At 64.3% G+C, this 20,546-nt stretch carries 23 protein-coding genes (1 of these 23 only partly in view); 13 read left to right on the top strand and 10 right to left on the bottom strand.

The features are described 5' to 3' along the window. The 3 genes from CLM60_RS08545 to dapB all read right to left on the bottom strand — a co-directional run. Positions 1-25 carry the 5' end (the start) of an HpcH/HpaI aldolase/citrate lyase family protein gene (locus CLM60_RS08545; protein ID WP_095588753.1) on the bottom strand. It extends 842 nt beyond the left edge of the window, so the window shows 25 of its 867 coding nt (coding positions 1-25); the start codon lies at positions 23-25; the stop codon falls past the left edge of the window. Beyond that, entirely contained in the window at positions 22-477 is a 456-nt protein-coding gene (locus CLM60_RS08540; RefSeq protein ID WP_095588752.1) for a MaoC family dehydratase, read from the bottom strand. Before CLM60_RS08540 ends, CLM60_RS08545 begins: the two co-directional genes overlap by 4 nt. 72 nt (positions 478-549) lie before the next feature. Further along, entirely contained in the window at positions 550-1,359 is an 810-nt protein-coding gene (dapB, locus tag CLM60_RS08535) for a 4-hydroxy-tetrahydrodipicolinate reductase (protein WP_095588751.1), read from the bottom strand. A gap of 100 nt (positions 1,360-1,459) precedes the next feature. On the opposite strand from dapB, the gene rbfA reads away from it, so the two are divergent. The 8 genes from rbfA (at position 1,460) to pnp (ending at position 9,137) form a co-directional block, all read left to right on the top strand. Further along, positions 1,460-1,870: a 30S ribosome-binding factor RbfA gene (rbfA, locus tag CLM60_RS08530; protein WP_095588759.1), complete on the top strand. Its 411-nt coding sequence runs from the start codon at positions 1,460-1,462 to the stop codon at positions 1,868-1,870. Continuing rightward, the gene (locus tag CLM60_RS08525) at positions 1,854-2,603 is read left to right on the top strand and encodes a phosphodiester glycosidase family protein (protein WP_095588760.1); all 750 of its coding nucleotides are present in this window, start codon (positions 1,854-1,856) and stop codon (positions 2,601-2,603) included. The genes rbfA and CLM60_RS08525 overlap by 17 nt, the downstream gene beginning before the upstream one ends. A 57-nt stretch (positions 2,604-2,660) precedes the next feature. Beyond that, positions 2,661-3,566 carry a tRNA pseudouridine(55) synthase TruB gene (gene truB, locus CLM60_RS08520; RefSeq protein ID WP_095588750.1) on the top strand — a complete coding sequence of 302 codons (906 nt, stop codon included), beginning with the start codon at positions 2,661-2,663 and terminating at the stop codon, positions 3,564-3,566. An 88-nt stretch (positions 3,567-3,654) separates the two neighbouring features. Then, complete coding sequence (locus CLM60_RS08515; RefSeq protein WP_095588749.1) at positions 3,655-4,170, top strand: DUF1643 domain-containing protein; 516 nt, start codon at positions 3,655-3,657, stop codon at positions 4,168-4,170. Positions 4,171-4,281: 111 nt separating this feature from the next. Continuing rightward, positions 4,282-5,217: a calcium-binding protein gene (locus CLM60_RS08510; protein WP_095588748.1), complete on the top strand. Its 936-nt coding sequence runs from the start codon at positions 4,282-4,284 to the stop codon at positions 5,215-5,217. A 131-nt stretch (positions 5,218-5,348) separates the two neighbouring features. Beyond that, positions 5,349-5,618 (top strand): 30S ribosomal protein S15, encoded by a 270-nt coding sequence (gene rpsO / locus CLM60_RS08505; protein WP_036555923.1) that lies wholly within the window; start codon positions 5,349-5,351, stop codon positions 5,616-5,618. 81 nt (positions 5,619-5,699) lie between these two features. Then, positions 5,700-6,809: a THUMP domain-containing class I SAM-dependent RNA methyltransferase gene (locus CLM60_RS08500; protein WP_095588747.1), complete on the top strand. Its 1,110-nt coding sequence runs from the start codon at positions 5,700-5,702 to the stop codon at positions 6,807-6,809. Between the two features lie 198 nt (positions 6,810-7,007). Beyond that, entirely contained in the window at positions 7,008-9,137 is a 2,130-nt protein-coding gene (gene pnp / locus CLM60_RS08495) for a polyribonucleotide nucleotidyltransferase (RefSeq protein ID WP_095588746.1), read from the top strand. A gap of 74 nt (positions 9,138-9,211) precedes the next feature. On the opposite strand, the gene CLM60_RS08490 is transcribed toward pnp, so the two are convergent. After that, a complete protein-coding gene (locus CLM60_RS08490) occupies positions 9,212-9,865 on the bottom strand; it encodes a peroxiredoxin (protein ID WP_095588745.1) in 654 nt (217 codons plus the stop codon). 133 nt (positions 9,866-9,998) lie between these two features. Between CLM60_RS08490 and CLM60_RS08485 the strand changes: the two genes are divergently transcribed. Continuing rightward, on the top strand, positions 9,999-11,444 hold the full coding sequence (locus CLM60_RS08485) for an aldehyde dehydrogenase family protein (protein WP_095588758.1): 1,446 nt from the start codon (positions 9,999-10,001) through the stop codon (positions 11,442-11,444). Positions 11,445-11,517: 73 nt separating this feature from the next. On the opposite strand, the gene CLM60_RS08480 is transcribed toward CLM60_RS08485, so the two are convergent. The 3 genes from CLM60_RS08480 to CLM60_RS08470 are packed head-to-tail and all read right to left on the bottom strand — an operon-like array spanning position 11,518 to position 13,034. Next, positions 11,518-12,165 carry a pseudouridine synthase gene (locus tag CLM60_RS08480; RefSeq protein WP_095588744.1) on the bottom strand — a complete coding sequence of 216 codons (648 nt, stop codon included), beginning with the start codon at positions 12,163-12,165 and terminating at the stop codon, positions 11,518-11,520. A 37-nt stretch (positions 12,166-12,202) separates the two neighbouring features. Further along, entirely contained in the window at positions 12,203-12,574 is a 372-nt protein-coding gene (locus CLM60_RS08475; protein WP_095588743.1) for a GFA family protein, read from the bottom strand. A gap of 1 nt (position 12,575) precedes the next feature. Then, the gene (locus CLM60_RS08470; protein ID WP_245848307.1) at positions 12,576-13,034 is read right to left on the bottom strand and encodes a GAF domain-containing protein; all 459 of its coding nucleotides are present in this window, start codon (positions 13,032-13,034) and stop codon (positions 12,576-12,578) included. Between the two features lie 71 nt (positions 13,035-13,105). Here CLM60_RS08470 and CLM60_RS08465 point away from each other — a divergent pair, with 71 nt between their 5' ends. The 3 genes from CLM60_RS08465 to CLM60_RS08455 all read left to right on the top strand — a co-directional run bounded on the left by CLM60_RS08465 (position 13,106) and on the right by CLM60_RS08455 (position 15,727). After that, positions 13,106-13,450: an STAS domain-containing protein gene (locus CLM60_RS08465; protein WP_095588742.1), complete on the top strand. Its 345-nt coding sequence runs from the start codon at positions 13,106-13,108 to the stop codon at positions 13,448-13,450. A gap of 21 nt (positions 13,451-13,471) precedes the next feature. Then, positions 13,472-13,939: an ATP-binding protein gene (locus CLM60_RS08460; protein WP_176473830.1), complete on the top strand. Its 468-nt coding sequence runs from the start codon at positions 13,472-13,474 to the stop codon at positions 13,937-13,939. A gap of 207 nt (positions 13,940-14,146) precedes the next feature. Then, entirely contained in the window at positions 14,147-15,727 is a 1,581-nt protein-coding gene (locus tag CLM60_RS08455) for a gamma-glutamyltransferase family protein (RefSeq protein ID WP_095588740.1), read from the top strand. Positions 15,728-15,730: 3 nt separating this feature from the next. Here the strand turns inward: CLM60_RS08455 and hspQ are convergent, their stop codons facing one another. Next, positions 15,731-16,057, bottom strand: a complete 327-nt coding sequence (gene hspQ, locus CLM60_RS08450) for a heat shock protein HspQ (RefSeq protein WP_036555938.1) — start codon at positions 16,055-16,057, stop codon at positions 15,731-15,733. Positions 16,058-16,334: 277 nt separating this feature from the next. Here hspQ and CLM60_RS08445 point away from each other — a divergent pair, with 277 nt between their 5' ends. Beyond that, on the top strand, positions 16,335-16,916 hold the full coding sequence (locus CLM60_RS08445; RefSeq protein WP_095588739.1) for a transglycosylase SLT domain-containing protein: 582 nt from the start codon (positions 16,335-16,337) through the stop codon (positions 16,914-16,916). Positions 16,917-16,922: 6 nt separating this feature from the next. On the opposite strand, the gene CLM60_RS08440 is transcribed toward CLM60_RS08445, so the two are convergent. Both CLM60_RS08440 and CLM60_RS08435 read right to left on the bottom strand, forming a co-directional pair. Continuing rightward, positions 16,923-17,531 (bottom strand): LolA family protein, encoded by a 609-nt coding sequence (locus CLM60_RS08440; protein ID WP_095588738.1) that lies wholly within the window; start codon positions 17,529-17,531, stop codon positions 16,923-16,925. 110 nt (positions 17,532-17,641) lie between these two features. Next, positions 17,642-20,545, bottom strand: coding sequence for a DNA translocase FtsK (locus CLM60_RS08435; RefSeq protein WP_095588737.1), 2,904 nt, complete (start codon positions 20,543-20,545; stop codon positions 17,642-17,644). Position 20,546: the final 1 nt, after the last annotated feature.

Raw genomic sequence — 20,546 nt, 5'->3', positions numbered from 1 at the left:
ACAGAAAGGAACGGATGTGGGTCATGCCGGTGCCTTTCGTTGCAGACCCGCGCGCTTGCAGATCGCCACCAGCTCGTCACGCTGATTATAGGCGCGGTGTTCATAGGTCACGATGCCCTGATCGGGGCGCGATTTGCTGTCGCGCAGGTCGACCACCGTGGTTTCCACCCGAAGCGTGTCGCCATGAAAGACCGGCTTGGGAAAGCGCACCTCGTCCCAGCCGAGGTTCGCGACCGCCGTGCCCAGCGTGGTTTCGGCGACCGAGATGCCGACCATCAGCGACAGGGTGAAACAGGAATTCACCACGCGCTGGCCGAATTCGGTCTGGGTGCGGCAGTATTCCTCGTCCAGGTGCAGCTGGGCAGGATTGTGGGTCATGGTGGTGAACAGGACATTGTCCGTTTCCGTCACCGTGCGCCGGATCGGGTGGTCGAACACCATCCCGATTTCCAGCTCGTCGAACCATTTCCCTGCCATTGCCGATCCTCCCTTATCGTTCTGGATGCGACCATTCCAAAACGCCGGGGCGGTGGCAAGGTGTGGCGGCGCTCAGATCCCCAGAACGTCGACCATATCGTATTCGCCGGGATGCTTGCCCTGCCCCCACAGCGCGGCCCGCAGCGCGCCACGGGCAAAGATGCGCCGGTCGGTCGCCACGTGGCGCAGGATCACGCGTTCGCCCTCGCCCGCGAAGATCACGTCATGCTCGCCCACAATGTCGCCGCCGCGAATGGCCGAGAATCCGATATGCCCCGGCTGGCGGGCGCCGGTGATGCCGTCGCGGCCCCGGTCCGAGACATCCGCCAGCGCAACGCCCCGGCCTTCGGCGGCGGCCTCGCCCAGCATCAGCGCCGTACCCGAAGGTGCGTCGACCTTGTGCTTGTGGTGCGCCTCGACCACCTCGATATCGTAATCGACACCCAAGGCTTTTGACACCTTGCGGGTCAGCAGGGTCAACAGGTTCACGCCCAGGCTCATGTTACCCGCCCGCACCACGACCGCATGGCGCGCGGCCAGGGCGATCTTTTCCAGATCATCCTCGGCGAGCCCGGTGGTGCCGATCACATGCACGGCGCGGGCCTGGGCGGCGATCTCGGCAAACTGCACGGTCGCGGCGGGGGCGGTAAAATCGATCACCGCCTGCGCCTTGGCCATCGCCTCCAGCGGGTCGTCGGTGATGGCGACGCCGACCGCGTCCTCGCGCAGGATCTCGCCCACATCGCGGCCGATCCATTCATGGCCCGGTCGCTCGATGGCGCCGACCAGCCGCGCATGCGGGCTTTCCAGGACAGTCCGCATCAGCATCTGGCCCATCCGGCCCGATGCCCCGGTAATCACGATCCCCGGCAGATTGCTCATGCGTCCACTCCTTGCATTCCGTCGGCTTCGTTTAGCTCAGGGCGCGACGCTTGGCAAAGCCCCGCTTGCGGCAGGGCAGCACATACCCTAGATGCAGCGCATGGCTAAAAACAAGTTTCATACCGGCGCCGGGCCGTCGCAACGCCAGCTTCGCGTCGCCGAACTGATCCGCCGCACCCTGTCCGAGGTGCTGGCGCGCGGTGATGTGCACGACCCCGAGCTGAACCGCATGTCGATCACCGTGGGCGAGGTGCGCACCTCGCCTGACCTGAAGGTCGCGACCGCATTCGTGCTGCCGCTGGGCGGCCAGCATGCCGACGAGGCGCTGGCGCTGCTGCGCCGGAACAAGGGCGAGCTGCGCCGTGCGGTCGGTAAGGCTGTGGCGCTGAAATTCGCGCCCGAGCTGCGCTTCGTGCTGGACGAGACCTTCGACCGGATGGACGAAACCCGCCGCCTGCTGGGTCAGGACGATGTGCAGCGCGACCTGCATGACGATGACGACGACGATTAAGGCGACCCTGATGGCGCTGCTGCTGGCGGCGCTGTCCACGGCGACCCGCGCCGCCGATTGCCGGCCTGAGGTTCTGGACGACCTGCGCTTTACCGTCTGCACCGTCGATCCCAAGGTCGAGGCGCTGCGCCTTTTTCGCACCGATGCCGACGGCGTCGTGCTGGGCAGCTTCGCCCGCGTGGACGCGATGCTGGAGGGCGACGGCACGCAGCTGGGCTTTGCGATGAATGCCGGCATGTATCACGCCGACCGCGCCCCGGTCGGGCTTTACATCGAAAACGGCGAACAGACCCGCGCGGCGGTGCCCAATGCGGGGCCGGGCAATTTCGGGCTTTTGCCCAATGGTATCTTCTGCGTCTTTCCGGGTGGCGCGCGGGTGATCGAAACGCTGACCTATATAGAAGAGTCCCCCACCTGCACCCACGCCACGCAATCCGGCCCGATGCTGGTGATCGACGGGGAACTGCATCCGCGTTTTCTGGTCGACAGCACCTCGCGCTATATCCGCAATGGTGTGGGCGTCGATGCCGATGGGCTGGTGCATTTCGCGATCTCGGACAGCCGGGTGCGGTTTCACGAATTCGGCCGCCTGTTCCGCGATGTGCTGAAAACCCCCAACGCGCTTTATTTCGACGGCAAGATCTCGCGCCTGTATGCGCCGGGGATCGACCGGCACGACGCGGGCTTTCCCATGGGGCCGATCATCGGCACCGTCGTGCCGCGTTCCCGTTGACGCGCCCCGCACAAGGCGCTAGCACCCCGGCCCTGTTCACATACGCAGGAGGCAACCGTGGCACGCCGCCGTAAAGGACGCGACATTTCGGGCTGGCTGGTCGTCGACAAGCCCGCCGGCATCTCTTCGAACGCGGTGGTCAACAAGGTCCGCTGGGCGTTCGATGCGAAAAAGGCCGGTCACGCCGGCACGCTGGACCCCGAGGCGACGGGCGTTCTGGCCGTAGCATTGGGCGAGGCGACGAAGACGGTCCCCTATATCACCGACGCGCTGAAGGCGTATCGGTTCACCGCGCGGCTGGGCCAGGCCACCAATACCGACGACGCCGAGGGCGAGGTGACCGCGACCAGCGACACGCGCCCGACCGACGACCAGATCCGCGCCGCCCTGCCCGGCTTTACCGGCGACATCATGCAGGTCCCGCCGAAATTCAGCGCGGTCAAGATCGATGGCGAGCGCGCCTATAAGCTGGCCCGTGACGACGAGGAATTCGAGATCGCCGCGCGGCCGCTTTATGTCGAAAGTCTGGACATGATCGCGCGCCCCGATGCCGATCATGTGACGCTGGAAATGGTCTGCGGCAAGGGCGGCTATGTCCGCGCCATCGCGCGCGATCTGGGCGACACGCTGGGCTGCTTGGGTCATGTCCGCGAACTGCGCCGGATCTGGTCCGGCCCGTTCGAGGTCGAGGACGGCATCGCCTTTGACCTGTTGGACCAGATGGCGAAATCGCCCGCGCTGGACGAATACCTGCACCCGCTCGAGGTCGGGCTGGATGGCTTGCCCGAACTGCGCTGCACGCCCGAGGGTGCAGCAAAGTTGCGGCATGGCAATCCCGGCATGGTACTGGCGTCGGACGTGGAATACGGCGACGAGGCCTGGGCGTCCTTCGACGGCAAGGCGGTCGCGGTTGGCATCTATCGCGCGGGAGAGCTGCACCCAAGCCGGGTTTTCAACCACTGACCCTATGGCGTCGTGTCAGCCGTGGGCGGACCGACGAGAGGTCGAAGCGGCTTGAACAAATCCCGATCCGGGGCCACAACGCGGCCCCATGATCACCCGCACCCATGACCAGAACGGCACATTTTCCACTGCGCTTTATTCCGATTGCGAGGTTTACCGGTATGCCCTGACGCGTGAATGGGGTGCGGGGCCGCGCGTGGCCTATGTGATGCTTAACCCCTCGACCGCGAGCGAGCTGCGCAACGACCCCACCATCGAACGCTGCGAGCGGCGCGCGCGGCAGATGGGGGCAGGCGCATTCCGGGTGGTGAACCTGTTTGCCTTTCGCGCCACCGATCCGCGCGATCTGCGGGCGGCCGACGCGCCGCTGGGCCCCGACAATGACCGCCACCTGATCGCGGCCGCCGACTGGGCCGACCGGATCGTGTGCGGCTGGGGCGTGCATGGCGCGCATCTGGATCGCGGGCCGCAGGTGGCCGCGATGCTGAACGCGGGTGGATATACGCTCTGCCATCTGGGCCTGACCAAGGACGGCCACCCCCGCCACCCGCTTTACCGCCCCTACAGCCAGCAGCCCGAACCCTGGTGCCCCGCGCCCGCATGATGAATTGCGGTTAACCTTGAACATGGGAAACACTTCTGACGCGGGCAAAACCGGCATAGGGTGAACATATCGGGAACTTTTGACCCCGCATGTCTCAACTGGAATTGCACGATGTTTGGATTGGCAGGTCTGCTCAGCATGCTGATGATCGGCGCGACCGTCGATATCGACAGCGGCGGCGATGATGACGACGACCATGACGACCACGACCGCCCCACCGATGACGCCGACACGCTGATCGGCGGCGAAACCGGCGATCTTCTGGATGCGCTGGACGGTGACGATGTCGTGCAGGGCAACGGCGGTGACGACACGCTGATCGGTGGCGCGGGCGATGACCTGTTGCTGGGCGCGGATGATGACGATCTGCTGCATGGGGATCTGGGTGATGACCAGCTGCACGGCGATCTGGGCGCGGATGCGGTCTTTGGCGGCGCCGGTGCGGATCAGCTGAGCGGTCAGGCCGGGGATGATGTCCTGTCGGGCGGGGATGGCAACGACACGCTGATCGGCGGGCCGGGCGACGACCGGCTGACCGGGGACGCGGGCGACGATGCGCTGATGGGGGGGCTGGACAATGATATGGTCATCGGCGGCGCGGGCGCCGATGTGGTCAATGGCAATGCGGGCCAGGATACGGTGATCGGCGGGACGCTGACACCCGATGGCAGGTTTGAGGATGACAACCTGACCGATTACCTGAATGGCGGGGATGGTGACGATGTCCTGCTGGGCGGGGCGGGCGACAACCTGCATGGCGGGGATGGCGCGGATACATTTGCCCTGGGTGACTGGATCGACGCCGACAACACCGCCCTGATCGAGGATTTCGATGCCGAACAGGACGAGCTGGTCGTGCTGTATGACGATACGATCCATATCGATCCGGTCGTCACGCTGGAGCCGGTCGAGGGCAACCCCGACAACATGATGCTGATGCTGGACGGCGAACCGCTGGCGGAACTGGTCGATGCCGTCGGGCTGGATCCGGCGCAGATCACGCTGATCGCCGAAAGCGTTGCGGAAACCGTGATACAGGCGATCTGATCGCGGGACTTTCCTTTTTCCGCCGAATCCCCTATACGCGCGCATCCGTCGGATAACCGGCGGGCAATCTCCACGGGCCTTGCTGGACGACATCCCGGCCTGCGCCATGGACCAGATGATAGGAGACCCCGATGTCGATCACTGTTGAAGAAAAGAACCGCCTGATCAAGGAATACGCGACCAAGGACGGCGACACCGGTTCGCCCGAGGTTCAGGTTGCGATCCTGACCAGCCGCATCTCGACCCTGACCGAGCACTTCAAGACCCACAAGAAGGACAACCACTCGCGCCGTGGCCTTCTGAAGCTGGTGGCCCAGCGCCGCAAGCTGCTGGACTATCTGAAGGGCAAGGATGAAGGCCGTTACACCGACCTGATCCAGAAGCTGGGCATCCGCCGCTAAGGCTTCGCCGATCCGATCGACTATTCGCCCGCTCTGACCCGAGCGGGCGTTTTCGTTTCAGGCTGTAGAAGAGCGCGCATCATGTCCGACCCTTTCGACATCTTCCTTGTGGCCACCCCGGGGCTGGAAGCGCCCCTGGCCGACGAGGTCCGCGCGCTTGGCTACGATGGCGTGGCGCAGGTTCCGGGCGGTGTGACCATCCGTGGCGGCTGGCCCGAGATCTGGCGCGCCAACCTGGCGGTGCGCGGGGCGACGCGGGTGCTGGTGCGGATCGCGGAATTTCGCGCGCTGCATCTGGCGCAGTTGGACAAACGCGCGCGCAAGGTGCCCTGGGCCGACCTGCTGCGCACCGATGTGCCGGTGCGGGTCGAAGCGACCTGCCGCAAATCGCGGATCTATCACGCCGGTGCGGCGGCCCAGCGGATCACGCGCGCCATAGGCGAAGGTGCGGGCATCCCCGTGGCCGATGACGCACCGATCACGATCAAGGCGCGGATCGACGACGACCTGTGCACGATCAGCCTGGATACCACCGGCGCATCGCTGCACAAGCGCGGCCACAAGGAAGCGGTGAACAAGGCCCCGATGCGCGAAACCATGGCGGCGATGTTCCTGCGCGCCTGTGGCTTTGACGGGAACGAGTCGGTGCTGGACCCGATGTGCGGCTCGGGCACTTTCGTGATCGAGGCGGCCGAGATCGCCGCGAACATGCTGCCCGGCCGCTCGCGTCACTTCGCCTTCGAACAACTGGCCGGATACGACCCCGAGGCCGTCGCCGCCCTGCGTCAGGCCACCCCGGCCCGTGCGGTGGATCACGGGTTTTACGGCAGCGACCGCGATGCCGGCGCGGTGAAGATGAGCCGCGCCAATGCCGACCGCGCCGGGGTTGCCGACTGGACGCAGTTCGAACAGACCGCGGTCGCTGACCTGACCCCGCCCGACGGTCCGCCGGGGCTGGTGATCGTCAACCCGCCCTATGGCGGGCGGATCGGCAAGAAGGGGCCGCTTTATGCGGTCTATGGTCAGTTCGGGGAAGCCATGCGCAGCCGGTTCGCGGGCTGGCGCGTGGGGCTGATCACCACCGATGCGGGGCTGGCCAAATCCACCGGCCTGCCCTTCGACGCGCCGGGGACGATCGTGGCGCATGGCGGACTGAAGATCCGGCTGTGGCAGACGCCGCCGCTGACCTGATGCCACCCGCGCTTTTCCCGCGCCCCTGAAAGAGCATGCTTTCCTTTCGCCCGGGATTCCTGTATGGCCCCCGCATCTGAGACGTGACGCCCAAGGCCCCCGGGCACATGCGACAGGATTGGGGGCGGCGGCAATGGGGCCGCCATGCAAACGGAAGACCCGGGAGGGCCCGGGAGTGCTTCCAGACAGGATACGATAATGTTCAACGAAGTTAAAAAATCGATCCAGTGGGGCGATGAGACGCTGACACTGGAAACCGGCAAGATTGCGCGCCAGGCAGATGGCACGGTCGTCGCAACGCTGGGTGAGACATCGGTCATGGCCAACGTGACCTTCGCCAAGGAACAGAAGCCGGGGCAGGATTTCTTTCCGCTGACCGTGCACTACCAGGAAAAATACTATGCGGCGGGCAAGGTCCCCGGCGGGTTCTTCAAGCGTGAAGCGCGCCCGACCGAGAAAGAGACCCTGACCGCGCGTCTGATCGACCGTCCGATCCGCCCGCTGTTCGTCCCGGGGTTCAAGAACGAAGTGCTGGTGATGTGCACCGTGCTGAGCCATGACCTGGTCAACGATCCCGACATCGTCGCAATGATCGCCGCATCCGCCGCGCTGACCATTTCCGGCGCGCCCTTCATGGGGCCGATCGCGGGTTGCCGTGTGGGCTTTGTCGATGGCGACTATGTGCTGAACCCCGATGTCGATGACATGCAGGATCTGCGCAACAACCCCGAACAGCGTCTGGACCTGGTTGTCGCCGGGACCAAGGACGCCGTGATGATGGTGGAATCCGAGGCCTATGAGCTGACCGAGGCCGAAATGCTGGGCGCGGTGACCTTCGCGCACGAGCAGATCCAGCCGGTGATCGACCTGATCATCAGCCTGGCCGAAGAGACCGCGAAAGAGCCGTTCGACTTCACCCCGCCGGATTACTCGGAACTGTACGAGGTCGTGAAGGCCGCGGGCGAGGACGCGATGCGCGCCGCCTATGCCATCACCGACAAGCAGGAACGCGTGGCCGCCGTGGCCGCCGCGAAAGAGGGCATCAAGTCCGGCCTGAGCGAAGAGCAGCTGGAAGACGCCAACCTGGGGTCGGCGATCAAGAAGCTGGAATCCTCCGTTCTGCGCGGTGACGTGGTCAAGAACGGCCGCCGCATCGACGGCCGTGCGCTGGATCAGGTCCGCCCGATCGTCTGCGAAACCGGCCTGCTGCCGCGGACGCATGGTTCGGCGCTGTTCACCCGTGGCGAGACCCAGGGTCTGGTCGTGACCACGCTGGGCACCGGCGATGACGAACAGTTCATCGACGCGCTGCATGGCAACTTCAAATCGAACTTCATGCTGCATTACAACTTCCCGCCCTATTCGGTCGGCGAAGTGGGCCGCGTGGGCAGCCCCGGCCGCCGCGAGATCGGTCACGGCAAGCTGGCATGGCGCGCGCTTCAGGCGGTTCTGCCTGCGGCAACCGACTTCCCCTATACCCTGCGTCTGGTGTCGGAAATCACCGAATCCAACGGCTCGTCGTCGATGGCGTCGGTCTGCGGCGGTTCGCTGTCGATGATGGATGCAGGCGTACCGCTGAAGGCCGCCGTGGCCGGTGTGGCCATGGGGCTGGTGCTGGAAGAAGACGGCTCCTATGGCATCCTGACCGACATTCTGGGTGACGAGGATCACCTGGGCGACATGGACTTCAAGGTGGCCGGCACCGAAGAGGGCATCACCTCGTTGCAGATGGACATCAAGGTCGCGGGCATCACGCCCGAGATCATGGAAAAAGCCCTGGCCCAAGCCAAAGAGGGCCGGATGCACATCCTGGGCGAGATGAACAAGGCGCTTTCGGGCACCGCGGAATTCTCGGTCCACGCACCGCGGATCGAAACCATGACCGTGCCCACCGACAAGATCCGCGAAGTGATCGGGTCGGGCGGCAAGGTCATCCGCGAGATCGTCGAAGTGTCGGGCGCCAAGGTCGACATCAACGACGACGGCGTGATCAAGATCGCATCGCCCAACGCCGAAGCCATCCAGAAGGCACATGACATGATCTATTCGATCGTGGCCGAGCCGGAAGAAGGCAAGGTTTACAAGGGCACCGTGGTCAAGATCGTCGATTTCGGCGCCTTCGTGAACTTCTTCGGCAAGCGCGACGGCCTCGTGCATGTCAGCCAGATCGAAAACCGCCGCCTGAACCATCCCAGCGATGTGCTGAAAGAAGGCCAGGAGGTCTGGGTCAAGCTGCTGGGCTTCGACGATCGCGGCAAGGTGCGCCTGTCGATGAAGGTCGTCGATCAGGAAACCGGCGAAGAGGCCAAGAAGGAAGAGGCCGAATAATCGGCCCAACCCTTTGTCAGAAATACGAAAGGCCCCGGAATTCCGGGGCCTTTTGCTTTGTCTTGGCGTGTGGCTTAGGCCGGTGCCTTGGTCGTGCGCAGATAGGGCAGCTTGGCGTCAAATTCGCCGAACTTGTCCTTGGCCGCGGCATCGTCCAGCGACAGCGCGATGATCACGTCCTGGCCGGTGGTCCAGTTCGCGGGCGTCGCGATGGGGGTTTCATAGGTGGCCTGCAAAGCGTCCAGGGCGCGCAGCACCTCGGCGAAGTTGCGGCCGACCGACATCGGATAGGTCATGATCAGCTGCACCTTCTTGTTCGGCGCGATGATGAACACCGACCGGACCGAGGCGCTGTCGGCGGCGGTGCGACCATCGGGCAGGTAAGCCTCGGCCGGGAGCATGTCGAAGGCTTTCGAGACCGCCAGATCCTCGTCCGCGATGATCGGGAAACCCGCGGTCGCGCCCGAGAAGCCCTCGATATCGGATTTCCATTTCACGTGCTCATCGGCGCTGTCGACCGACAGGCCGATCACCTTGGTGCCGCGCTTTTCCCATTCGGTCGCCAGCTGTGCCACGGCGCCGAATTCGGTCGTGCAGACGGGCGTGAAATCCTTGGGGTGCGAAAACAGGATCGCCCAGTTGTCGCCGATCCAGTCGTGAAAGGTGATCTCGCCCTGATCGGTCTTGGCGGTGAAATTCGGTACGGTGTCGTTGATGCGCAGTCCCATGAAGAAGCCCTTTTCGGTTCAGAAGGTTGAAACTCTGACCCCTAGATAAAATCTAAATCGCTGCGGTTCATCCCCCTAGTTGCGACTCTGACCGGTGGGTGACAAGGTGTCGCAAAATCCAATGGAGGCCGGAATGATCGAAAAGCGTCAATTCTATATCGACGGTGTCTGGGTAGACGCCGCAAAACCCAATGATTTCAATGTGCTAAACCCGTCGACCGAGGATGTCTGCGCGGTGATCTCGCTGGGTGGGCAGGCCGACACCGATGCCGCCGTGGCCGCCGCGAAGCGCGCCTTTGCCACCTGGTCGCAGGTGCCCAAGGCCGAGCGCATGGCGCTGGTCGAACGGATTGCCGAGGAATACGGCAAGCGGGCCGAGGATCTGGCCCAGGCGATGAGCCTGGAAATGGGCGCACCCATCGACATGGCCCGCAGCCAGCAGGTCGGCGCGGGCATCTGGCACATCCAGAACTTCCTGACCGCGCTGAAGGATTTCGAATTCGACCGCCCGCTGGGCGATCACGCGCCCAATGACCGGATCCTGCTGGATCCGGTCGGTGTGGTGGGGATGATCACGCCGTGGAACTGGCCGATGAACCAGGTCACGCTGAAGGTCATTCCGGCGATTGCGACGGGCTGCACGATGGTGCTGAAACCGTCCGAGATCGCGCCGCTGTCGTCGCTGGTCTTTGCCGAGATCATGGAGGCCGCAGGCACCCCGCCGGGCGTCTTCAACCTGGTCAATGGCGACGGGGCGGGCGTGGGCACGCAGCTGTCCGGGCACGCGGATGTGGACATGGTGTCCTTCACCGGCTCGACCCGGGCGGGCATCGCGATTTCCAAGAATGCCGCCGATACGCTGAAACGCGTCCATCTGGAGCTGGGCGGCAAGGGCGCCAACATCATCTTCGACGATGCGGATGACAAGGCGGTCAAACGCGGCGCGCTGCATTGCTTCAACAATACCGGCCAGTCATGCAACGCGCCCACCCGGATGCTGGTGCAGCGCGGGCGCTATGACGCGGCGGTCGAGATCGCCGCCGGTGTGGCCGAAGCGATGGCCGTGGGATCGGCCCATGAAAGCGGGCGCCATATCGGTCCGGTGGTCAGCCAGGCCCAGTTCGACAAGATCCAGGACCTGATCCAGGCCGGCATGGATGACGGCGCGCGGCTGGTCGCGGGGGGCTTGGGCCGGCCCGAGGGGGTCAATCGCGGCTATTACGTGCGACCCACGGTCTTTGCCGATGTATCGAACGACATGACCATCGCCCAGCAGGAAATCTTTGGCCCGGTGCTGTCGATCCTGCCTTTTGACACCGAGGAAGAGGCGATCGCCATCGCCAATGACACGCCCTATGGCCTGACCAACTATGTCCAGTCGCAGGACGGTGCCCGCCGCAACCGCGTGGCGCGGCAGTTGCGGTCCGGCATGGTCGAGATGAACGGCCAGTCCCGCGCCGCGGGCAGCCCGTTTGGCGGGGTCAAGCAATCGGGCAACGGGCGCGAGGGCGGCACCTGGGGGCTGGAGGATTTCCTGGAGGTCAAGGCGGTCAGCGGCTGGGACCCGGAACAGGGCTGAGCCGCGCGCGGCCGCGTCGGTCGGGGGCTGTCTGCCCCCGAACCCCCGAGGATATTTTACCCAAGAAGAAGGACTAGAACGGGCATTTGCTGGTAAAGGTCACGCCGCGCCCGCCATCGGGGTGGTTGAAGCGCAGGCTTTCGGCATGCAGCATCAGGCGGGGTGCCTCGCGGGCGGGCCCGGTCGCATAGAACGGATCGCCCAGAATCGGGTAGCCGATTTCACGCATATGCACGCGCAGCTGGTGGCTGCGCCCGGTGCGCGGGTAAAGGCGGACGCGCGCGGTGCCGTTTTCGTTGCGCTGCAGCTTCCAATCGGTGATCGCGGGCTTGCCGTTTTCACGGTCGACCATCTGCAATGGACGGTTGGGCCAGTCGACGATCAGCGGCAGATCGATGGTCCCCGATTTCTCGGCCATCTCGCCCCAGACGCGGGCGACATAGGTCTTGCGGACCTTGCGGGCCTCGAACTGTTGGCCAAGAGATTTCTGCGCCTGCGGGGTCAGGGCAAAGACCATCACGCCCGACGTGTCGCGGTCCAGCCGGTGGACCAGCAGGGCGTCTGGGAACGCCTCTTGCACGCGGGACAGCAGGCAATCGGCCAGATGCTCGCCGCGCCCGGGCACGGACAAAAGGCCCGACAGCTTGTCGGCGATCAGGATGTGGTGATCCTCGTGCAGGATGCTCAGCGGCGTTTGCGGCGGGTCATAGGTAGCGCTCATGCCACGCAGCTAACCCCTGGGGCGCGGCTGTGCAATGTCAGGACTGCGGCAGGCCGTCGTCGATGGTGTAATAATCGCCCTTGTCGGCGGTGAAGATGTGCTTGGCCAGTGTCACACCGCTGGGCCCGTCGATGGCGCCCATCGCGAAGGATGTATGCCCCTCGCCCGCCTTGCGCCAGAACAGGAACGATCCGCAGGTGCCGCAGAAGCCGCGCGCGGCCAGGTCCGAGGATTTGTACCAGCGCAGGCTGTCGCCGGTGATGGTCAGGTCTGCGTCCGGTACATGGGATGAGGACCACAGATGCCCCGATTGCTTGCGGCACTGGCTGCAATGACAGACCGACGGGCCGGGCACGGGGCCCGAGACCGTGAAGGTGACCCCGCCGCACAGGCAGCTTCCGTTCAGCATCTTACCCTCCGAAAACCTGTGTCAGGATGGCCGACAATCCGTCGCTGTCGGCCTGGGTGAACGCGGCTGGCCGGTCGCTGTCGATATCCAGAACGCCCAGCAGCGCGCCATCCGCGCCGATCACCGGCAGGACGATTTCGGACCGCGTGGAACTGGCGCAGGCGATATGGCCCGGAAAGGCATCGACATCATCGACAAGCTGCACCTGCCGCGTGCGGGCGGCCGCACCGCAGACACCGCGCGAAAACGGGATGGTCAGGCAGCCATGCCCGCCCTGATAGGGGCCGATCTTCAGCAGATCTGGCGCGACGGCACGATAAAAGCCCGTCCAGTCGAAACGGTCGTCGGCGTGGTGAATTTCGCAGGCCAGCGTGGCCATCAGGGCGACGGTGTCATCCTCGCCCTCGGTCAGGGCGGCGATGGTTCTGGACAGGGCGGAATAGTCGGCGCGGCGTGGCAAGAAATGCCCCTCTGGAAACGTCTTGGTAACGATTGCGGGCTAGCGTTGCCCCAACCCGAAGGGAGCATTGCATGCAATTGGACGCAGAAACAATCGGAAATGCCTTTGTCATCCGGGTGATGGAGAGCCGGATCGATGCGGCTGTGGCCATCCAGTTCAAGGATCAGATGCGCGCGTTGATGAATGACGCCCCAGGCCGGGTCATCGCCGATATGGGACGGGTCGATTTCCTGGACAGCAGCGGGCTGGGCGCGGTGGTGGCGTCGATGAAATATCTGGGGCCCGAGCGAAAGCTGGAACTGGCCGCGCTGACCCCCACGGTGGCCAAGGTCTTTCACCTGACCCGGATGGACAGCGTATTCACCATCCATCCGGACATGACCGCAGCGCTTGGCGCGGATGCGGATGCGGCCTGACACCAGATGAGGAGCCGCCAAATGCCATCCTCGACGCGTTTGGGCGCCGATCACGGCACCTTGTTGCTGAAACTGATCATCCCCAACGATCCCTTTGCCGTCCGCGATGCGCTGCGCAAGATCAGCGATGCATTGCAGAAAATTCCGGTCAGTGGCGAGTTTCAGTCGACCTCGCAGATCGTGCTGGCCGAGGCGCTGAACAATATCGTCGAACACGCCTATGACACCGTGGGCAGCGGACAGATCGGGCTGGTCCTGCGGCACACGGATCAGGATCTGCAGGTGGAGCTGCGCGATCAGGGGCGCCCGATGCCCGACCAGATCGTTCCGACGGCCGATCGCCCCCGCCAGTGCCCCGCGCCCGAAACCCTGCCCGAAGGGGGGTTTGGCTGGAAAATCATCGATGATCTGGCACAGGACCTGAACTATCGGCGCGAATCTGGCGACAATATTCTGAAATTCCGGCTGTCCATGGTCCAAATGGCCTGAAATCCCGCCACAAAACGGTCTTATTGAGTCCTCAGTCGCGCCCGAATGCGCCTCTAGCAAAAAACTGTAGCTGCTATATGGCTTCCCTCGGCGCCGCGCCAACAGCCCCCACCCAGCGCGCGGCGTCGAGGACAAAATCCCAAAAACCACATTGGCAAATCCCGCGTCGCTTTCTAGGGTCGGAACACCCTGGGGAGAGGACAGATCATGCGCGATTTTCAAGTGCCCGGACGCTCGGCTGTATATGCACAGAACGGGATCTGCGCCACATCGCATCCGCTGGCGGCGAAAACCGCCATCCGGATCCTGGAAGATGGCGGAAATGCCGTCGATGCCGCGATTGCCGGTGCGGTGCTTCTGGGGATCTGCGAGCCGCAGATGACCGGGATCGGCGGGGATTGCTTCGTGCTTTTGTCGCCCGGGGGCCGCGATGACATCATCGCGCTGAACGGGTCGGGGCGGGCACCTGCCGGAATGTCGGCCGACGCGCTACGCGCCAGCGGCCTGTCCACGATCCCGCTGGGCGATGTCAATTCGGTCACCATTCCCGGCGCGATCGACGCTTTCTGCCGCCTGTCCGACGATTGGGGGCAGATCGGGCTGGAGCGCATCCTGGCGCCCGCGATCCATTACGCGGAAACCGGCGTGCCGGTCGCCCCGCGCGTGGCCTTCGACTGGCGGATCGCCCGTGACCGGCTGCAGGGCTGGGCGCGCGATCTGTACCTGTTGAACGGGCAGGCGCCCGAACCGGGCCAGATCTTTCGCGCGCCGGGCCAGGCCGAGGTCCTGCGCCAGATCGCGCAACAGGGGCGCGCGGGGTTCTATGCCGGCGCGGTCGCACAGGATATGGTCGACAGCCTGCGCGCCCTGGGCGGCACGCACAGCCTGGACGATTTCGCCAACACCGCCTGCGATTACACCGACCCGATCAGCGGCAATTACAAGGGCGTCGATCTGGTCGAGCATCCGCCCAATGGCCAAGGCGCGACCGCGATCCTGATGGCCAATATCCTGGCGTGCTTCGACCTGCCGGGGATGGATCCGCTGGGAACCGAACGCGCACATATCGAGGCCGAGGCCGCCAAGCTGGCCTATGACACGCGCAACCGGCTGCTGGCGGATGCCGATTACACCACCCGGCTGGCGCATATGCTGTCGCCCGATACGGCCACGAAACTGGCCGGGCTGATCGACCCCAACCGCGCGATGGCCGCCGCCGCCCCGCTTTCCGAGGCGGTGCACCGCGACACGATCTATATCACCGTGGTCGACCGCGACCGGATGGCGGTTTCGCTGATCTATTCGATCTTTCACAGCTTCGGTTCGGGGCTGGCGTCCGAGAAATACGGGATCAATTTCCAGAACCGCGGCGCGGGGTTCACGCTGGAACAGGGCCACCCGAACGAGGCCGGCGGCGGCAAGCGGCCGATGCACACGATCATTCCCGGTATGCTGAAACGCGACGGGCGCGTCACGATGCCATTCGGTGTCATGGGCGGCGCGTATCAGCCCAACGGGCACGCGCGGTTCCTAACCAACCTGGTGGATTACGACATGGACGCGCAGACGGCGATCGACGCGCCGCGCTGCTTTGCCGATGCCGGGGTGCTGAATGTCGAACGCGGCTATGGCGATGCGGTGCGGGCCGGGCTTTCGGATCTGGGGCACAAGGTGGCCACGCCCGAAACCGCGATCGGCGGCGCGCAGGCCATCGCGATCGACCACGACGCGGGCGTTCTGATCGGCGCGTCCGATCCGCGCAAGGATGGCTGTGCGTTGGGGTACTGACGCCTAGTTCAGCTGAAACTGAAGCGGATAGTGGCCGTCTTCGAATTCGCCGAACAGATCGTCCAGATCCGGGTGATCGACCGGTTCGCCGGTTTCGTCCGGGATCAGGTTCTGTTCGGACACATAGGCCACGTAATAGCTTTGGTCGTTTTCCGCCAGCAGGTGATAGAACGGCTGGTCACGGGACGGGCGGCTGTCCTCGGGGATCGCCGCATACCATTCCTCGGTATTGGAAAAGATCGCATCAACGTCGAAGACAACGCCCCGAAACGGATGCTTGCGATGGCGCACAACCTGGCCCAAGTGATATTTTGCTTGAGTCTTCAGCATTACTTTTTACCCCTACCGGGGACCTTTTACTCTTTCGAGGCAGGATCTGTCCATCAGACCGTGTGGAAAATGCCGGAAACAGTCTGTGACCGTGCCCATGACAGTGATTCTGCCTGTTTTGCAACCCTCACCAGCCGTCAATGCCGGTTTGTTGGGTCCATTGTAACCAATTTCGGAACGCTTCGCCAATCGAACTTGTTCGTTCGAAATGTGATTTCCCGTCCGGGCGTTTTCGCGTATGATCCCCGCAATTAAAAACGAAAATCGGGCGAGGCAGATGAGCAGACTTCTTCGCGTTTTGACCCTGCTGGTCTTGGCAGGGTGCGGCGGCGGTGGATCGGATAGCGCACCGCGTAACCTGGACAATGCGTGCAGCATTGTCAGCCAGCGACCGCAATACCTGCGGGCGATGCAACGGACCGAGCGTCGCTGGGGCGTGCCGGTGCATGTGCAGATGGCGACGATCTATCAGGAAAGCAAATTCATCGGCGATGCGCGCACCCCGCTGCGCTATGCGCTGGGGGTCATCCCGATGGGGCGGCAAAGTTCGGCCTTCGGCTATGCCCAAGCGCTGGATGCGACCTGGGACGAATACCGCAGCAGCACCGGCAACCGTCGCGCCAAGCGGGACGATATCGACGACGCCACGGATTTCATGGGCTGGTACATGAACCAGAGCCGGTCCAAGAACGGCATTCCGCTGCATGATGCGCGCAACCAGTACCTGGCCTATCACGAGGGGCATGCCGGTTACGCGCGGGGCAGCTATAACAGCAAATCCTGGCTGCTCAGGGTCTCGGGCGAGGTGGCCAGCCGGTCCCAGACATACCGGTCGCAGCTGGCCTATTGCCGGCGCTAGGCGGGATCAGTTCCCGCCGACCCGCTTGCGGGTTTCCTGAACGATGTTGAACTTGCTGGCGCCGATCTGAACACCGGTTTTCAGATCGCCCAGCACGACCGTGGTCTTCGACCCGGTATCGTCGGTGATGACCCATTGGCGCAGCGCCACGGGGCTGTCGGAAAAGACCAGCGCGATCGAGCCGTATTCAGGGTTCTCGGGGTCCTGCGCGACCACGGTGGTGGTCTTGCCGTCGCTGGTATGACCCACGACCATCTTGGCCCGGCCCAGATTGACGTTCTCCGCCAGGATCAGGTTCAGCGGCGTGCGTTTCAGCGAGTATTGCTCGGGCGGCTGGTTCGATTTCGGGTCGAACACCGCCACCTGGCCGCCGCCCGCCATCACAAGCGCGGCGTTGGGCGGGGCGTATTCGAACCGCACACGGCCCGGGCGTTTGATGTAAAGCGTGCCGGTGGACAGCGTGCCATCGGCGTTAACCTGGGTGAATTCCCCCTGTGCCGTCGAAAAGCTGTTGAGATACGAGGACAGCTGCGACAGCGACAGCTTTTCCGCGGCGGCGGGCACCGTCATGGCGATGGCCAGAACCGGGGCGAGGGCGAAACGAAGCATTTTCATAAGCTCTACCTAGTCATTTCCGGGCGGGAATGCATCCCGCATCGGCTCAGAAATGGGAAGCGGGCGCGTGATAGGCAATATCACGCGCCCGCTATGTCCTGTCGACGGGATCAGGCCTGTTCGGGGACCAGGATCTCGCGCTTGCCCACGTGGTTGGCGCTGGAAACGACGCCTTCTTCCTCCATCTGCTCGACCAGGCGCGCGGCCTTGTTATAGCCGATGGCCAGTTTGCGCTGGATATACGAGGTCGAGCATTTGCGATCCTTGATCACGATGGCCACGGCCTGATCGTAAAGCGCATCCTCGCCATTGGTGTTCCCACCCAGGCCCAGGACCGCGTCGATATCGCTTTCCTTTTCCTCGTCGGGGCCATCGACCACGCCGCTCTTGTAATCGGGCGGGCCGAAGGATTTCAGGTGATTGACGATCTCTTCGACCTCTTCGTCGCTGACAAAGGGGCCATGACAGCGGGTGATCTTGCCGCCACCGGCCATGTACAGCATGTCGCCCATGCCCAGAAGCTGCTCGGCCCCCATTTCGCCCAGGATCGTGCGGCTGTCGACCTTGGACGTCACCTGGAACGAAATCCTTGTGGGGAAGTTGGCCTTGATCGTGCCGGTGATCACGTCGACCGACGGGCGCTGCGTGGCCATGATCAGGTGGATGCCCGAGGCCCGCGCCATCTGTGCCAGACGCTGAATGCAGGCCTCGATCTCTTTGCCGGCAACCATCATCAGGTCGGCCATCTCGTCGACGATGACCACGATGAAGGGCATCTTTTCAGGCGCGAATTCCTCGGTCTCGAAGATCGGATCGCCGGTTTCGTCGTCAAAGCCCGTCTGGACGGTGCGGCTGAACATCTCGCCCCGCGCCTGGGCATCGGCGACACGGCCGTTGTAGCCTTCGATGTTGCGCACGCCCATCTTGGACATCTTGCGATAGCGCTCTTCCATCTCGCCCACGACCCATTTCAGCGCGACGACCGCCTTCTTGGGGTCGGTCACAACCGGGCTCAGCAGGTGCGGAATACCGTCATAGACCGACAGTTCCAGCATCTTGGGGTCGATCATGATCAGGCGGCAATCATCCGGTGTCAGCTTGTAAAGCAGCGACAGGATCATGGTGTTGATCGCCACGGATTTACCCGAACCGGTGGTCCCCGCGATCAGCAGGTGGGGCATCTTGGCCAGGTTGGCGACCATCGAATCCCCGCCGATATCCTTGCCCAGCGCCAGCGGCAGGCGGTGGTTGCCATCGCCATAGTCGCGGCTGGCCAGGATCTCGCGCAGGACGACCTTTTCGCGATTGGCATTGGGCAGCTCGATCCCGATCACGCTGCGGCCCGGCACGGTGCTGACCCGCGCCGACAGGGCCGACATCGACCGCGCGATATCGTCGGCCAGGCCGATCACACGGCTGGCCTTCAGGCCCGGTGCCGGTTCCAGTTCGTACATGGTGACCACGGGGCCGGGGCGGACACTGACGATCTCGCCCTTGACGCCGTAATCGTCCAGCACGTTTTCCAGCATCCGCGCGTTTTCCTCCAGCGCCTCGTCCGACAGCACATGCCGTTCGATGGTGGTGGGATTGGTCAGCAGCGACAGCGGCGGCAGCTCGTAATCGGTGCTGCTTTCCTCGAATTGCAGGGCGGGCTGCGCCTCGGCCTGGGCGCGGCGCGACGGCTGCACTGGCTTCTTGACCGGGTGCTGGACCACGCGGCGCGACAATTCCTGACGCGGCACGGGCATCGGCGCTTGCTGGGGCGCCTCGTCCATCATCGGATCGGCCATATGCGTGTCATCGGTGTCGAGCGGCGCATGGTCATCGTAATCGTCATAACCCGGCTGCGCGTCATAGGCCGCCGCCATATCCATATCGAAATCCGTCTCTGGCGCGGGCGGCACGGTGACGGAAGGGGCCATCGGCGCGGTGGCGTGGACCTGCGGCACCGGGGCGTGCAGCGGCGGCTCGGCCATACGGCTGCGCATCAGCGGCGGTTCGCTGCGCATGGCGTTCAGGGTCGGCTTCTGCCGGGCGCGGTTATTGATCACCTCGGCGATGCGGGCGCGGATGCGTTCGTCATTGGGACCCGGGGCATCGGCCAGATCGTCGGGCAGATGATGCTCGATCAGCTCTGGCTCCAGCGATGCCTGCTTGCGCCGGATCAGCGAGGGCATGCGAGCCATCAGGCCGGGTTTTTCGTCGAACGACTCCTCGATCACCGGGGCCGCGTCCATGCTGTAATCGGGTTCGGCGGCGCGGTGCACGCGCGGTTCGGGCGCGTATTCCTGCGCGCGCGCATTGGCGGCGCGGCGGGCCCGGGCGCGGGCATGCAGCGCCTGCGCCCCCTGCACGGCGCCGGTCGCGCCCTGCCCCAACAGCCGCATCAGCCCGTCATAGGCCACGATCATCCCCAGCAGCAGGAACCGCCCGATCCGGCGCAGCTCGGCCCCGTCGAAGCCCAGCGCATAAAGCGACATGCCAGCGGCGGCAAAGGCCACGATTGCGGCAATGACCTTCAGCCCGAATGTCGCCTTGACCGGCAGGATGTTCAGCACCGCGCCCATCACGGTTTCGCCGAACAGGCCGCTCATGCCAAAGCTGTGCGGCCAATCGGCGGGCGTGGTGTGGACGGTGGCATAGATCGACACAAGCGCGATGGCGATGGGCACGAAAACGGCGCGGGCAAAGACACGCTCGGCCCCGCGATGCAGGACGAATCGCGCACCCCAGACCAGAAAGCCCACGGCAACGCCCCAGGCGCCCCAACCCACGATCACGAACAGGGGCGAGGCGATGGAAGCCCCGAACCGCCCCAGCAGGTTCTGCGCCGGCTGGTCGGTGGCCGACAGCCAGCTGGGATCGTCGGGCGTATAGGAGCCAAGCATCATCGCGACCAGAATGCCCGCCGCAATCAGACCCAGACCGATCAGCTCGCGGCTGCGCCGTTCGATTGCCGCCTGCATGTTGGAATCGAAAAGCGGATCGCGCTGTTTCATCGGATACGATGCCATA

The sequence above is a fragment of the Actibacterium ureilyticum genome (assembly GCF_002285435.1).
Taxonomy (GTDB): Bacteria; Pseudomonadota; Alphaproteobacteria; order Rhodobacterales; family Rhodobacteraceae; genus Actibacterium_C; species Actibacterium_C ureilyticum.
The sequence above is the reverse complement of the archived record's forward strand: the minus strand, read 5'-3'. Positions and strand labels throughout refer to the sequence as shown.

What these genes read in the sequence shown, in the direction of transcription:
- CLM60_RS08540 (WP_095588752.1), bottom strand. Translation starts at nt 477, where the DNA reads ATGGCAGGGAAATGGTTCGACGAGCTGGAAATCGGGATGGTGTTCGAC.
- dapB (WP_095588751.1), bottom strand. Translation starts at nt 1,359, where the DNA reads ATGAGCAATCTGCCGGGGATCGTGATTACCGGGGCATCGGGCCGGATG.
- rbfA (WP_095588759.1), top strand. Translation starts at nt 1,460, where the DNA reads ATGGCTAAAAACAAGTTTCATACCGGCGCCGGGCCGTCGCAACGCCAG.
- CLM60_RS08525 (WP_095588760.1), top strand. Translation starts at nt 1,854, where the DNA reads ATGACGACGACGATTAAGGCGACCCTGATGGCGCTGCTGCTGGCGGCG.
- CLM60_RS08515 (WP_095588749.1), top strand. Translation starts at nt 3,655, where the DNA reads ATGATCACCCGCACCCATGACCAGAACGGCACATTTTCCACTGCGCTT.
- CLM60_RS08510 (WP_095588748.1), top strand. Translation starts at nt 4,282, where the DNA reads ATGTTTGGATTGGCAGGTCTGCTCAGCATGCTGATGATCGGCGCGACC.
- rpsO (WP_036555923.1), top strand. Translation starts at nt 5,349, where the DNA reads ATGTCGATCACTGTTGAAGAAAAGAACCGCCTGATCAAGGAATACGCG.
- CLM60_RS08500 (WP_095588747.1), top strand. Translation starts at nt 5,700, where the DNA reads ATGTCCGACCCTTTCGACATCTTCCTTGTGGCCACCCCGGGGCTGGAA.
- pnp (WP_095588746.1), top strand. Translation starts at nt 7,008, where the DNA reads ATGTTCAACGAAGTTAAAAAATCGATCCAGTGGGGCGATGAGACGCTG.
- CLM60_RS08490 (WP_095588745.1), bottom strand. Translation starts at nt 9,865, where the DNA reads ATGGGACTGCGCATCAACGACACCGTACCGAATTTCACCGCCAAGACC.
- CLM60_RS08485 (WP_095588758.1), top strand. Translation starts at nt 9,999, where the DNA reads ATGATCGAAAAGCGTCAATTCTATATCGACGGTGTCTGGGTAGACGCC.
- CLM60_RS08480 (WP_095588744.1), bottom strand. Translation starts at nt 12,165, where the DNA reads ATGAGCGCTACCTATGACCCGCCGCAAACGCCGCTGAGCATCCTGCAC.
- CLM60_RS08475 (WP_095588743.1), bottom strand. Translation starts at nt 12,574, where the DNA reads ATGCTGAACGGAAGCTGCCTGTGCGGCGGGGTCACCTTCACGGTCTCG.
- CLM60_RS08465 (WP_095588742.1), top strand. Translation starts at nt 13,106, where the DNA reads ATGCAATTGGACGCAGAAACAATCGGAAATGCCTTTGTCATCCGGGTG.
- CLM60_RS08460 (WP_176473830.1), top strand. Translation starts at nt 13,472, where the DNA reads ATGCCATCCTCGACGCGTTTGGGCGCCGATCACGGCACCTTGTTGCTG.
- CLM60_RS08455 (WP_095588740.1), top strand. Translation starts at nt 14,147, where the DNA reads ATGCGCGATTTTCAAGTGCCCGGACGCTCGGCTGTATATGCACAGAAC.
- hspQ (WP_036555938.1), bottom strand. Translation starts at nt 16,057, where the DNA reads ATGCTGAAGACTCAAGCAAAATATCACTTGGGCCAGGTTGTGCGCCAT.
- CLM60_RS08445 (WP_095588739.1), top strand. Translation starts at nt 16,335, where the DNA reads ATGAGCAGACTTCTTCGCGTTTTGACCCTGCTGGTCTTGGCAGGGTGC.
- CLM60_RS08440 (WP_095588738.1), bottom strand. Translation starts at nt 17,531, where the DNA reads ATGAAAATGCTTCGTTTCGCCCTCGCCCCGGTTCTGGCCATCGCCATG.
- CLM60_RS08435 (WP_095588737.1), bottom strand. Translation starts at nt 20,545, where the DNA reads ATGGCATCGTATCCGATGAAACAGCGCGATCCGCTTTTCGATTCCAAC.